This is a genomic window from Reichenbachiella agariperforans, from assembly GCF_900142205.1.
GTDB lineage: Bacteria > Bacteroidota > Bacteroidia > Cytophagales > Cyclobacteriaceae > Reichenbachiella > Reichenbachiella agariperforans.
In genome coordinates this window covers 99,838-112,734 of sequence record NZ_FRAA01000004.1, presented here as the reverse complement: position 1 = coordinate 112,734, position 12,897 = coordinate 99,838, and the positions used below count along the sequence as shown (strand labels likewise).

12 protein-coding genes and 1 tRNA gene are annotated in these 12,897 nt (G+C 41.3%); 2 read left to right on the top strand and 11 right to left on the bottom strand.

The window, feature by feature from the left end:
- Positions 1–2: 2 nt before the first annotated feature.
- Positions 3–2,723, bottom strand: coding sequence for a triple tyrosine motif-containing protein (locus BUB99_RS11690; RefSeq protein ID WP_073122700.1), 2,721 nt, complete (start codon positions 2,721–2,723; stop codon positions 3–5).
- Between the two features lie 299 nt (positions 2,724–3,022).
- Here BUB99_RS11690 and BUB99_RS11685 point away from each other — a divergent pair, with 299 nt between their 5' ends.
- Positions 3,023–3,880, top strand: coding sequence for a bestrophin family protein (locus tag BUB99_RS11685; protein ID WP_073122699.1), 858 nt, complete (start codon positions 3,023–3,025; stop codon positions 3,878–3,880).
- A 79-nt stretch (positions 3,881–3,959) separates the two neighbouring features.
- On the opposite strand, the gene BUB99_RS11680 is transcribed toward BUB99_RS11685, so the two are convergent.
- From BUB99_RS11680 to BUB99_RS11660, 5 genes are all read right to left on the bottom strand, one after another.
- Positions 3,960–4,424, bottom strand: coding sequence for a periplasmic heavy metal sensor (locus BUB99_RS11680; RefSeq protein WP_073122698.1), 465 nt, complete (start codon positions 4,422–4,424; stop codon positions 3,960–3,962).
- Between the two features lie 12 nt (positions 4,425–4,436).
- A complete protein-coding gene (locus tag BUB99_RS11675) occupies positions 4,437–4,727 on the bottom strand; it encodes a hypothetical protein (RefSeq protein WP_073122697.1) in 291 nt (96 codons plus the stop codon).
- Positions 4,717–5,283, bottom strand: coding sequence for an RNA polymerase sigma factor (locus BUB99_RS11670; protein ID WP_073122696.1), 567 nt, complete (start codon positions 5,281–5,283; stop codon positions 4,717–4,719). The genes BUB99_RS11675 and BUB99_RS11670 overlap by 11 nt, the downstream gene beginning before the upstream one ends.
- Positions 5,284–5,337: 54 nt before the next feature.
- The gene (locus BUB99_RS11665) at positions 5,338–5,796 is read right to left on the bottom strand and encodes a Spy/CpxP family protein refolding chaperone (protein ID WP_073122695.1); all 459 of its coding nucleotides are present in this window, start codon (positions 5,794–5,796) and stop codon (positions 5,338–5,340) included.
- A gap of 77 nt (positions 5,797–5,873) precedes the next feature.
- Complete coding sequence (locus BUB99_RS11660) at positions 5,874–7,091, bottom strand: S-adenosylmethionine:tRNA ribosyltransferase-isomerase (protein ID WP_245816832.1); 1,218 nt, start codon at positions 7,089–7,091, stop codon at positions 5,874–5,876.
- A gap of 61 nt (positions 7,092–7,152) precedes the next feature.
- On the opposite strand from BUB99_RS11660, the gene BUB99_RS11655 reads away from it, so the two are divergent.
- Positions 7,153–8,247: an o-succinylbenzoate synthase gene (locus tag BUB99_RS11655; protein ID WP_073122693.1), complete on the top strand. Its 1,095-nt coding sequence runs from the start codon at positions 7,153–7,155 to the stop codon at positions 8,245–8,247.
- A gap of 115 nt (positions 8,248–8,362) precedes the next feature.
- On the opposite strand, the gene BUB99_RS11650 is transcribed toward BUB99_RS11655, so the two are convergent.
- The 5 genes from BUB99_RS11650 to BUB99_RS11630 form a co-directional block, all read right to left on the bottom strand.
- Positions 8,363–9,160, bottom strand: coding sequence for a queuosine precursor transporter (locus BUB99_RS11650; protein ID WP_073122980.1), 798 nt, complete (start codon positions 9,158–9,160; stop codon positions 8,363–8,365).
- A gap of 143 nt (positions 9,161–9,303) precedes the next feature.
- On the bottom strand, positions 9,304–10,533 hold the full coding sequence (clpX, locus tag BUB99_RS11645; RefSeq protein WP_073122692.1) for an ATP-dependent Clp protease ATP-binding subunit ClpX: 1,230 nt from the start codon (positions 10,531–10,533) through the stop codon (positions 9,304–9,306).
- Positions 10,534–10,560: 27 nt separating this feature from the next.
- A complete protein-coding gene (locus tag BUB99_RS11640) occupies positions 10,561–11,238 on the bottom strand; it encodes a ClpP family protease (RefSeq protein WP_073122691.1) in 678 nt (225 codons plus the stop codon).
- Positions 11,239–11,325: 87 nt separating this feature from the next.
- The gene (tig, locus tag BUB99_RS11635; RefSeq protein ID WP_245816831.1) at positions 11,326–12,750 is read right to left on the bottom strand and encodes a trigger factor; all 1,425 of its coding nucleotides are present in this window, start codon (positions 12,748–12,750) and stop codon (positions 11,326–11,328) included.
- Positions 12,724–12,805: transfer RNA gene (locus tag BUB99_RS11630), tRNA-Leu, on the bottom strand. The genes tig and BUB99_RS11630 overlap by 27 nt, the downstream gene beginning before the upstream one ends.
- Positions 12,806–12,897 lie beyond the last annotated feature (92 nt).

The following is a 12,897-nucleotide window of genomic DNA, read 5'->3' as shown; positions in this document are numbered from 1 at the left end:
TATTAAGTACTGACTGCTTCTTTTTTCTTCTTTTTGAACGGTAGGGTGAGGATGTCAATAATCCCCATACCTTCTAATCCTTTTCCTTCTTTTTCTGCCTTGAGGTACTTTTTGAGGAACTGCTCTAGTGGGAATACGCACAGGGCAATCGCTACATCGAGACCAAAATCCACAACAGGAGAACTTTGAATACTGAGGTAATTGCCCGCCGCTGACTGTAAGAACTCAATCACCATCACGATAGTAATGATCGTCAATGCCTCTGTGAGGAGTACGTTTTTGGATTTGGCACGTCTGTTTAGAATGATAGATCCGACTAATAACATGACCATCAGGAGGATCTGTAGTCCGTAGAACCAGAGTGTCTGCCAGTACGGTGGGTGAATGACGAAGTTGATCTCTTCTGATTCCTGGACATTGCCAAACGAGTCTCTTGATTTAACCTTCAAAGCATAGCTTCCTGGTTGCAGGTTGAAATCAATACGGTTGTTTTCTCTCCAGTTGGACCATTCATTGTTGAGGCCTTTGAGTCGATATTGATACTCTGCTTTGAGTAAGCCTCGATAGTCAGGGCGAGACATCTCAAAATGTAAGCTGTTTTCCTCGTGGGTAAAACTCATGTTGTTTTGAATCTTAACATCCCCGTTGTTGTTGGTCACTCGCCTAAAGAACATTTTGCTATTGGCAATGAGGGTGTCGGCTAGCGCAGGTTCGTATTGCAGGATTTCGGTAGATTCATTGAGTAACCATAGTCTGCCGCCATACTCAGAGACGTAGTTCATATTAGGAAAGAGCCTGAAATTCTCCTGCATTTCCAACCTTTTGTCAGCGTGGATTTGATACCAGTTTTCTCCATTATACACCCATACTATTTCATTTCGTTGTTGTAGGTGTTTGAGAGGAGGGCCAATTTCCTTGAGAAGGGTAGTGTCTTCTACGATTTTTTTAAGGGTAGTATTGAGGTAAAAGTATCCTTGGTTATTGATTAGGTAGAGTTGTTTGTCAATATAGGCGAGCTTGGCTTTGTCTACGAATGGATTGTTGAACACATATACATTGAAGTCTTGTGTATTAGATGAGAGCATGTTGAACTCGTAGAGGGCGCCAGCTGTAATGAACCAAGTACGACCGCTTACATCGTTGAGTGTATTGAGGATTAGGTTGCCATGCAGATCGATTTCGTCGGCAATCACCCATATTTCGTCATCTAGTTCGTATAATTTGATCTCATTAAAATAGGTGACTATGATTAGTCGATTCGTTTTACGTTCTTTCTCAATGAGCCGTACAGGTTCATGGATAACGAGTTCGCCAGAACCATCTTTTATTTCGTATACTCCGTTTGTTCCAGCGGCAAGTAACTTGCCCTTGTATATGACAAATTTTTCAATTTTGGAGTGTATTCCTTCTACGGGTTTGAAAAGGAATTTGGAATGCAGAAACTCCTTGTGAATTCTTTTGACATATTGCTTTTTGTCAGCTTTCCTGATGTGCTGTGGGTTAGTATACTTTTCATCCTTTTCCTCTTCTTTGTTTCTCCCGAAAATCCACCATCCTTTTTTCTCTTGCTTTTGATCAGGCTCTTCTTTTTTCACCTTGTTGGTCTTAGCTGACTGTTTGCTCTTTTTCTCTTCATAGTAGACGGTGTTCTTGTAGACGTCTTCTTTATCCAGAAAATAGACCCCTTCGCTGGTGGCGGCATAGAGGGTTCGGTTGTGAAAGTACACTTCTGAGATATTACCATGTAGCCCTTGGAAATTAGAGAAACTTCTGAACGGAATACTGATCTCCATACGGCTCAGTCCATAGGCGTGAGAGATCCATAGTCCCTCTTCTTGATCTGCACCGATGGTATAGATTTGGTTGTCTGGTAGCCCTTTGCTTTGGTTGATGATCTCTTTGATCTCTGATTTTTTATTGTCGTAGAGGATACAGCCATCTTCCAATGTACTAAGCGCAAAGTATCTGTCGTTGACCCATTTTCCATCGTTGACAAACGATTCGTGCTCCTCTAAGAATTCGGATATTTTACATTCGTAGAAATTGGGCTTACGGTAGATGAAGGTTCTGTTGTCAGTGGTACCTGCGACATACTTGTCTTCTGTAGGATGCTTGTCAAAGAACAAAAATTTAGCATCAGAGGGAGGATTCCAATTGTAAGAAGAGAGAGAATCATTTTTGAATTGGTATAGCGTATCACTAGTTTGAACGAGGATTTCGTCATAAACTTCAAACATATTAGTGAAGTAGTCATTTTTGTCATCTAGGTACAACAGGTTTGCACGTTTCTGTACGGTGTGATATCGGATGATATTGTTTTCGCTCATGAAATAGATGCTCGAATCTTTAAAGAGCGTCTTGTTGTAGAGCCCATGATCGTTCTCATTAGGGTTGAGCGAGATGAATTGATATTGGTTATCGAGGTGATCTATCTTTCCAAAATCTCCCACACAGCCTACATAGAGATTGTCATCTTTATCAAAAGTGACCGATAGGGCACTGCTGGGAGTGGACACATAGTCCCATTGATCTCCGTCATAAAAGAGGATACCAGATCGATTGGCAATACAAAGTTGACCTTTGCTATTGCTCGTGATGTCAAAGTTAAGGTTGTCCATACCCTCTATACTCAGTGAGTGATGGGTGAGAAAGAGATCTCCTTGCTGGCCTTGACTAGTCAGAGAGATGCATAGTAATGCAGTGAGGCAAATGTATCGTAACATGGTGTTAGGTGGCTGATATAGTTAAGGTTCTAAATCAAATCGAAAGATAACAAGTTATCAGGAGCACTTCCACGATCCTTAGACGAAAAGTGAAAGATATAATCACCAACGCTATTTTTGAAGGATCAATTTTTGAAAAATTCGATCAAGGTTGTTTTTTATTCTGTCATATTGGGCAATCTTTGAAGAACTATTGGATTACCCTATATTTATTAATCGGCAAAGATGAAACGCTGCATCACGCTGAAATAGAACCATCTTGAAAACTAACTTAACCAAGGTGGGAAGAATTTATTACTATGATAAAATATAACCCGAAAAACTGGCTTGTTTTTAACTTTTATAGCCGTTTTGTATTCCGTAGATTGTTGCCTATGCTCATTGGGATGACTGCTTTTACAGTCGCACTTGAGTATACAGTGTTGGATTTGATGAAGTTGCACTACCCAGGTATTTTGAGTTTTCATTCTATACTTGGGATTTTCTTAGGTTTGTTTTTAGTGCTTAGAACGAATACTGCCTATGATCGATGGTGGGAGGGGCGTAAGCTCTGGGGACAACTAGTGAACAATACCAGAAACCTTGCGATCAAGGTGAATACATATACCGAAGACAAAGAGACGAGGGCTTTTTTTAGAGAAATGATACCTAATATCACCATGGCTATCAAAGAGCATTTGCGTGATAGTCGCATCATCGGAGAGATGGAAATAACTGATGATAAAACCCGTGAGGATATTATCGCTAGTGATCACCGCCCTAACTACATAGCTAATTTGCTGTACAAGAAAGCTAGGGAGATGAAGCAAAACGGTGATATTTCAGAATTGGAATACCATGCAATGGACAAAGAGTTAAAAAGCTTTTCGGACATATATGGTGCCTGTGAGCGGATTCACTCTACGCCGATTCCTTATTCGTACAGCATGTTTATCAAGAAGTTTGTTTTCTTTTACATCTTTACTTTGCCTTTTGGGTTGGTATGGCAGTTTGGCTATTGGACAACTCTTATCGTGCTGCCAGTGTTTTACTTCTTGCTTAGTCTTGAATTGATTGCTGAAGAGATCGAAGATCCTTTCGGGACAGATATCAATGACTTACCTCTCGATGGATTGACCAATAAGATGAAAGCCAACGTTGAGGAGATTCTAAAATAAGATTTAAGTCTTGACTATTTCTAGTCAGTAATGATGAATAAAGTTCTATGATTTAACACCAAAACGGGTGAGGAAAACCTTAGAACTTTTTTTTGTTAATACGGGCTTGTATTCTTTCCATGGCTTTATCAAACGCTTCATATTGATCAGGCCTACAGATTGTTTTGAGCTCTCTAAAATGCGCAAACACCATCATGTCCAGTTCTTTTTGTGATTGAGCAATGCTGTCCGTCTGTGCGTCGATGTTGAAGTTGGGATTGTCCAGACCATCAAACATCTTTTTTCGTAGATCTTGTACCCGACTCATCTTGATGTGCATCTCTTGCATGTGTTTCTTTTTCATTTCCATGAAGGCTTTCACCTGCGCATCATCTAGTCCGATGTCTTTTTTAAGTTTGGCTTCAAACCTTCCTTTTTGTCTATCACGAGGAGCGTCCTGCATTTTGCGGTGATCCTGAAATATGAACCAGACACATCCCAAATTGATAACAATGAGTGCACCTATGAGGATGTTTTTGAGTGTGTTGTATGTTGTAGATTTCATTTGGTGTGTCGATTAATAGTTGTAGTATTCGGGTGTTTCTAGATTATATTCATCAACGATCAGTGTACTTAGCTCTGTTTCGGACTGCTCGGAGGGAGTAGTCGTCTGTGCATAGAATACCCATGATAGGTTCATGAGAAGAAGTACAGCAGCTGCGGCGTATTGCCATGGACTGATACGGATCTCTGGTGTAGACTGATTGATTTTTTGATGTATCCGTTGGTATAAACCAGAGGGGGGCTCGGCTTGCTGGGTTGCTTCTACTGTTTGCAGTAGTCGGTTATAGCTTTTCTCATTTTTCATCTTCGAATAGATTTGTAGTGGATAGTTTCTTTTTCAAATTGCTCTTTGCTCTAAACATCAATGACTCTACGGAGGACAAAGAAATGTTCATGACTTTTGTGATTTCTTGATACGTAAGTCCTTCCATATGAAACAGTGTAAAGGCGACTCTTTGGTTTTCGGCCAAGCCTCCCAAAAGGCGTTGGATCAATGCCATTTTTTCTTTGTGCTCTTCGTCTACACCAGGATGATCTATGATGGTGTTTTGAAGATTGGCATCATCTACAGAGACAAAGAAAGCAAAACGCTTTTTTCTTTTTGCACTGCGAATGCGTTCAAGGGCTTTGTTACACGTGATTCTGTAAATCCATGTTTTGATACTGGATTTCCCTTCGAACTGGTCTATTTTATGATGCACCTCTAGGAAGACGTCCTGCGTCACTTCTTCTGCATCTTCTTGCACTTGCAAGAAATTCAAAGCAGTGTTATACACCATCTTGGCATAGCGATCAAATAGTAATTTGAAGGCTGTTTCATCATGTTGCTGGAGTTGCAGTACGAGCAGAGCGTCTTCCAAGGGGGCTAATTTAGTTTTTAAAACGAAGGGACTTACTAGATCAATTTAGTCAACTTAGTTGTGATGCTTTGGCTTGCCTTGTCTTTCGCTTTTTACTCTGTCGAATTTGAGCTTTTGTTCATCATTCAACATTGATCTAATCTCTAGTTTAGCCATTGTTTTACTTAAGAAGAGTTCCCCTTTCAGCTCACTGATTTGGTTGGCTGTATTCGTGATTGCTTTTTTGTTTGGTGTTTCAGCAGTCGTTAGGGTTTGTAGTTTGGCTTCTAGTTCGTTGATCTGATTATGTACAGACTGATTTGCTTTAGCAGATTTTAACTGGATAGCTTCTACTTGTTCTGTTTGTTCTGGAGTGAGTTCCAGTCTGTCTGCTAGTCTTTCGATTGGGCTGGCTTTTTTGCCTTCTCTCATTTCAGATTTGGGACCGTTGCTTCTTTTGTCTGTGTGCTGTGCTAGTACAGTACCCGCTACGGCTAGTAGCATGAATGCGGTGTTGAAGATTCTCTTTTTCATTTCGTTAGTGTTTAATTGTTTATCTATTTACTCTTTAGATGACAAGTCAAACAACAACTTGCGGTTGGGGTAAAAAATTACCTTAATAATAGAGAAGAGTCTCCGTAGCTTAAAAAACGATAGTCATGACTCAGTGCTTCATTATAGATTTTTCGCCAATCCGACCCGAGAAAGGCAGCCACTAACAATACTAGCGTAGAGCTAGGCATATGAAAGTTCGTGAAAAGCCCTTGCACCACTTTGAAATCATAGCCTGGGTAGATGAAAATCTCTGTTTCTCCGTGTAATTCGTCGATACCTAACTGATCCATTTGATGTATGATGGCCTGAGTAGCCGTCTCTAGACTAATACCAGCGAGCTCTTCTCGATAGGCAGTATGTTGATCGACCTTGAAGTCTTTAGTTAACTCCTTAGAAAGGAGAGCTCCATACCAGTATGTGCTTTCGAGTGTACGCATGGCGGTAGTGCCTACTGCTACTATTGGTCCTTTGCTTTCAAGGATGTTTATGAGGTTATGCCTATAGATAATGATGCGCTCATTGTGCATGTCGTGCTCGGTAAAGTCCTCAGTTTTGATCGGACGGAACGTTCCTGCGCTGACATGTAGTGTTAGTTGATCCACGACGTGTCCTTTGGAGCGGATTGTATCTAAGATGCTATCGGTGAAGTGTAAACCAGCTGTGGGAGCAGCTACGGCTCCTTCTTTTTCGGAGAACACGGTTTGGTATCGGTATTTATCTTCAGACTCCTGTGCTCGATTTAGATATGGCGGGAGAGGGACATGGCCTGCTGCCTCTATGACCATTAGGAACTCGTCGGCTGTGTCCCAGCAGAACTCGACTAGGCCGTGAGAACGATCTAGAAGTTTGGCTTCCAGATTGATCGCGCCGAGGGTCAAGTAAATACTTGTATTGTCTTTCCATTTTTTGAGGTTGCCGATCATGCATTTCCAGATGCAGGTTTTTTTTGCTTTTAAGGCAGGCTCGAATGCCGTGTGAGGAGAGATTGGTTCTGTGAGGAAAACTTCGATTTTGGCTCCTGTATTTTTCTGGAAGTAAAGGCGCGCTGCGATGACCTTGGTGTTGTTGAGGAAGAGCGTCGCGTCGGTAGGAACATGATCTAACAGGTTTCGGAAGTGGTCATGGTGGATGGTGTCGTTTTTATAGACGAGTAACTTAGATGCATCACGATCTTTTAGCGGATGTTTGGCAATTTTTTCATCTGGGAGATCAAAAAGGTATTGTGCTAAGTCTGTGTTATTGTTGACCATAATCAGTTCTTGTTCAAAAGTCAAAATTCTCGTTTTCTGCGCTAAATTTGATGAGATTGTCCGATTTTATTCTGTACTTAGCCTCATGTCATTTAATCTAAAGTTTACCAAACATACCTTGCAATTCAAGTTCGATGCAGGGACCTCTCGTGGGGTTATGAAGACCAAAGATGCTTGGATATTGAAAATTTCTCATAGTGAACGACCCAAGGTTTTTGGCTATGGGGAAGTTAGTGTGATCGAGCGATTGAGTTTTGATTACCAACTGGATTTCGAGAATGAGCTAGAGCAACTCGCTGAGGAATTGAAGAACCATAAACTGCCTAAAACTGAAGGGGAAGTATATGCACTCGTAGCACGAGTGGTAGAGGTAACTAAACCCGCTATCCGTTTTGGTTTAGAGACCGCATTGCTTGACTTGGTACATGGTGGGCAGTTTCAGATATTTGAAAATGATTTTTATACCCAAGAGCGAAAAATCCCGATCAATGGATTGATATGGATGGGGGATGAGTCCTTCATGCTAAAACAAATAGAGGAGAAACTTCAGGCGGGGTTTCGCTGTATCAAAATGAAGATAGGCGCCATAGATTTTGAAACGGAGAAGAAGTTGCTGTCCTCTATTCGTAAGCGGTTTTCTGCTGCTGATTTGACGTTGCGAGTGGATGCGAACGGCGCTTTTCAGACGCAAGAGGTTTTGAAACGATTAGATGAATTGGCTCAGTTCGACTTGCATTCGATAGAACAGCCGATTATGCCTCGACAGTTTCATGCGATGCAGTTGACTTGCAAACGTTCACCTGTACCTGTAGCACTAGATGAAGAGCTAATAGGTGTTTTTGATCTGAGAGAAAAAAGAAGCTTGCTGTCAGGGATCGAACCTCCATTTATCATTCTGAAACCATCTTTGTTAGGAGGCTTCAAGGCAACTGCTGAGTGGATTTCTTTGGCAGAGGAGTTAGGGATTGACTGGTGGATCACCTCAGCTTTGGAATCCAATGTGGGACTCAATGCTATATGTCAGTTTACGGCCGAATATTCAGATTTAAGCTATCAAGGTTTAGGGACAGGTCAGCTCTATACGAATAACTTTCACGCACCTCTGACTATGGAAGGGCAGTTTATATACTATCATCAGAACCGTTCATGGGACCTTTCTCCGCTACTCTTCGGGAAGTAACCAGTCGTTCTATACGACGCTTTGATCGAAAAATGTTGATAATTGAAACCCTATTAGGCAGTTTTACTTAAATGTATATGCGAATAAAGGTTCGTAAATATGCTTTTCAAAATTGTCAAAGTAAGTTTTTGCTGGACTCAGCGGCCTCTGCAGCCAAGAGTTCAGCATTTTTTTTGCCCAGATAACGATCGATGATGCCATGTCCTACATAGATCATAGGAGTGAGTAGAATAGCAACCGAGAATTTGTAGATATAGTTGATGATGCCGATAGCAATCACTTGCTCTAGCGGCCAAGTCCCCCAGATGTAGAAAGCGATGAATAGTACGACAAAGCTATCTATGAACTGTGACACGAGGGTGCTCCCTGTGGCTCTCAGCCAGATTTTTCCAGATCCGGTGATACGGCGAAGTTTTTGAAAAATGAATACATCCAGTAATTGACCTACTAGAAAAGCAACTAAAGAACCGACCATGATGCCTAATCCTTGCTGAAAAATAAGTTTGTAAGCATAGTTCACATTAAAGGAATTGCCGCTAGAGTCTTGATCATTATACTGCATCCAGAAATTAGCAGGCGGAAGTAGTGTGATCAGATAGATAAGTAGGAATGCTAATGCGATAAGTCCGACGGTCAGGAAGCTGATTTTTCGAACGCCCTTTTTACCAAAATACTCGTTGATGATGTCAGTTGTGATGAAAACTATGGGCCAGAGTATGGCGCCAGCCGTGAGGTTGAAGTCTAGGTTCATCTGCCCAAAAAAGTTGATTTGAGCAGGAGGTATGTCTAGCATCTTTTCGAGAGAGAAAATCTTTACACCCAGAATTTCTGCGAGTAGCGCATTCATAATGAATATACCAGCCAGTATCAGGAATAGGTTGTTTTTTTTCTCGTGGTATTGATGATCTGGCATAGGTTTTTCGTACGAAGATAGGTGTTGATGCTGAGATTTGGAAGAGCCTTTCACGCATGCTTGTACGTGTACTAGTTTGTTTTTTTGATATAAAAAAAGCTCTTGAATTATCAAGAGCTTTCTATTTCGTTAATCGCTGCTTACTAGGCGACCTTGAGCTTGTTGATTTTTGATTTCTCAAATTTTTCTTCAGCGTAGGCTTTGTTGATGACGAGTTTCTTGGTTTTGGTATCCGAAGGAATCTCGAACATCGCATCGTTGACGATAGATTCACAGATCGATCTGAGACCTCTTGCACCTAGTTTGTATTCTAGTGCTTTCTCGACGATGTAGTCAAGTGCTGTTTTCTTGAACTCTATCTCTACATCCTCCATCTCGAAGAGCTTAGTGTACTGTTTGACTAGTGCATTTTTTGGCTCAGTCAAGATTTTTTTCAGTGCATTGGCATCTAGTGGATTGAGGTGTGTCAATACAGGTAGTCGCCCGATCAACTCTGGGATCAGCCCAAATGATTTCAAATCTTGAGCTGTAATGAATTTGAGTAGATTGTCTTTGTTTACTTCTTCAGTTTTTTCTTGAGCCGAAGCACTAAAGCCAAGTGGACGAGTATTGAGTCTCGAACCAATGTTTCTCGTGATCCCGTCAAATGCACCACCACAGATGAATAGAATGTTCTCTGTATTGACAGTGATCATCTTTTGGTCTGGGTGCTTTCTGCCTCCTTGTGGAGGGACATTGACAGAAGTTCCTTCGAGGAGCTTAAGGAGTGCCTGTTGTACGCCTTCGCCGCTTACATCTCTGGTGATGGATGGGTTGTCAGATTTTCTGGCAATTTTGTCCAATTCATCTATATATACGATTCCACGCTCTGCAGATTCTACATCATAGTCAGCGGCCTGTAGTAGTCTTGTTAAGATACTTTCTACATCTTCTCCTACATAGCCGGCCTCTGTTAGTACCGTTGCGTCGGCTATACAGAAGGGTACCTGTAGGATTTTGGCCAACGAACGAGCGAGATAGGTTTTTCCTGTACCGGTCTCTCCCACCATGATGATGTTTGATTTTTCAATTCTGACATCATCATCTTTGTTCTCTTGCATGAGACGCTTGTAGTGGTTGTACACCGCTACAGAAATGACCTTTTTGGCCTCATCTTGACCGATTACATATTGATCGAGATGAGACTTCATGTCTTTAGGCTTGATCAGATTAAAGCTAGGAGAGGAAATGTCATTTTTAGTCTTCGATTCTTCGCTGAGAATCTGATTGGCTTGGGTGATACACTTGTCGCATATGTGCGCATGAATGCCCGATATCATCAAATCCACATCTTTTTTATTCCTCCCGCAAAACGAACATGTTACTTGTGCCATTTCCTCTTCTTTCTTTAAATATACTAATTATTTTTTCGAGTCTCTCTCCAGTACTTCATCGATTAAGCCATATTTCTTTGCTTCATCGGCTCTCATCCAGTAGTCTCGGTCAGAATCTCTCTCGATTTCTTCATAAGTTTTGCCACTGTGGTGAGACAGGATTTTGTAAAGGTCTTCTTTTACAGAGAGTGTTTGTTTCAACGAAATCTCCATATCAGAAGCTTGACCCTGCATGCCTGCCATTGGCTGGTGAATCATGATCCTAGCGTGCGGTAGTGCAGCACGTTTCTTTGCAGCTCCGCCAGCGAGCAATACTGCACCCATAGATGCTGCCAGTCCTGTACAGATCGTGTTGATGTCTGGATTGACATAGTTCATGGTGTCGTAGATGCCTAGTCCAGCGTAGACAGATCCTCCTGGGCTATTGACATAGAGCAGGATGTCTTTTTTTGCATCTACAGACTCTAAGAAAAGCAACTGTGCCGTAATGATGTTAGCGATATTGTCATCTACTCCAGTGCCTAAGAAGATGATTCTGTCCATGATCAACCGTGAGAACACGTCGATTTCTCTAAAGTTGGTAGGTCGCTCTTCGATGACAGCACGGGTCATATTTTCTATATGTCCAGTGTACTGATCGAATGTATTTCCATTTATGTTTTGGCCCTTTACGGCAAAATCTCTAAACTCCTTCTTGTCCATTATTCAGTTTTTATATTACAGATACAAAAAAACAAAAAAAGCCCTTATATCAAAGGACTTTTCTATTAGACGATCTTAATGTGCAAAAGTTTATGCTTTTTCTCTGTATTCTTCTGCGGTCACTTCTTTTGACTTGATGGTGACATTCTCTTTCAAGAAACTAATGATCTTTTCGTTGAAGACAGTTTCCTGCAATTTCATGTAGTTTTTGCCTTCGTCAGACTGTAGGTAGTTGTCAGTGAATGCGTCGATATTCGCTTCCATTTGCTCTGACATGCCCATAGACCCGAATTGTTGGCGAATCATATTTTTCGCTTCGTTGACTACATCTTCGTGTTCTACTTTGATGTCATTGGCTTTGGCCAATTTGCTCTTGATCATTGACCATTTGAGATCATTGGTGTAGAGCGGATACTCTTGTTCGATCTGCTCGTCTGTGATATCCTTGTTGGAGATCTTTAACCATCTCTTCAAGAACTCGTCCGGCAATTCGATCTTAGTGTTCTCGATGAATGCGTCTCTGATCTTGAGTTGTGTATAGCCATCAGTTTCTTTGCTATAGTTTTCACCGATTGTAGATTTTACTTTCTCGATGAACTCCTCTTCTGATTTTACTGCGTCTTTGCCGAATACTTTGTCGAACATGTCTTGGTTCAGATCAGCGGGGATCACACGGTTGATATTTTTGATCTCAAATTTGATTTTGCCAGCCAGCTCTTTGTGCTCGCCTAAGAATTGATCTCTAGCCGCATCATTCTTAATAGATTTAGCTGGATCGAATTCTACTACGTCCCCTGATTTTTTACCGATGAATTTCTTTTGGTCTTTTTTCTCTACTTCTTTCAAGTCGAGTGTGTTGCCAGCAGGTTCTTCTTCAGTGGATTCTGTTTGAATGAATCCGTATAGCGAATCCCCTTCCTCGGAAGTCTCTGGGTTGGTCATTTCGCCAAACTGATTTTTGAGATTGTCCAAGGTCTCTGTCATCAACTTGTCATCCACTTTGATTGTGAAAGTGTCTACTTTGACTTTTTTGTCAGCCTTCACTTCGAATTCTGGAGCGATTCCGATGTTGTATTCGAACTCAAAATCTTTTGAATCTTCCCAATTGATTGTCTCGATTTGCTCTTGGTTAGGTAGGGGTTCGCCTAGTAGCTCGATTTTATTCTCACGGATATACTCCATGATTTTAGCAGAGACCAACTGGTTGATTTCTTCTACCAAAATAGATTTGCCGTACATCTTTTGGATTACAGGCTTGGGTACTTTTCCTTGTCTGAAACCTTTGATAGTGGCTTTCTTGCTGTAGTCCTTGATCTTTGCCTCAACATTAGGTTGATAATCAGCCTCTTTTAAATTAACTTTAATAAGGGCTTCTGTCTTTGAGATTTGATCTAATTGAATATCCAAAACCGTGATGTTTTTATGTACTAAGTTGTCAAAATTAAAAAACCCTCTAGCCTGATAGTCAGGTAGAGGGTGATTGTGTTGTGCGGATGGAGGGACTCGAACCCCCATGCCTCGCGGCGCTAGATCCTAAGTCTAGTGCGTCTACCAATTTCGCCACATCCGCATGATGTTTTTGAATGTCTTTCGAAAATTTTAGATCTGAAATTATCAACATTAATCTTTATTAATGTGCCTTTCGGCGATTCTGTCATTTTC

What these genes read in the sequence shown, in the direction of transcription:
- BUB99_RS11690 (WP_073122700.1), bottom strand. Translation starts at nt 2,723, where the DNA reads ATGTTACGATACATTTGCCTCACTGCATTACTATGCATCTCTCTGACT.
- BUB99_RS11685 (WP_073122699.1), top strand. Translation starts at nt 3,023, where the DNA reads ATGATAAAATATAACCCGAAAAACTGGCTTGTTTTTAACTTTTATAGC.
- BUB99_RS11680 (WP_073122698.1), bottom strand. Translation starts at nt 4,424, where the DNA reads ATGAAATCTACAACATACAACACACTCAAAAACATCCTCATAGGTGCA.
- BUB99_RS11675 (WP_073122697.1), bottom strand. Translation starts at nt 4,727, where the DNA reads ATGAAAAATGAGAAAAGCTATAACCGACTACTGCAAACAGTAGAAGCA.
- BUB99_RS11665 (WP_073122695.1), bottom strand. Translation starts at nt 5,796, where the DNA reads ATGAAAAAGAGAATCTTCAACACCGCATTCATGCTACTAGCCGTAGCG.
- BUB99_RS11655 (WP_073122693.1), top strand. Translation starts at nt 7,153, where the DNA reads ATGTCATTTAATCTAAAGTTTACCAAACATACCTTGCAATTCAAGTTC.
- BUB99_RS11650 (WP_073122980.1), bottom strand. Translation starts at nt 9,160, where the DNA reads ATGCCAGATCATCAATACCACGAGAAAAAAAACAACCTATTCCTGATA.
- clpX (WP_073122692.1), bottom strand. Translation starts at nt 10,533, where the DNA reads ATGGCACAAGTAACATGTTCGTTTTGCGGGAGGAATAAAAAAGATGTG.
- tig (WP_245816831.1), bottom strand. Translation starts at nt 12,750, where the DNA reads ATGGGGGTTCGAGTCCCTCCATCCGCACAACACAATCACCCTCTACCT.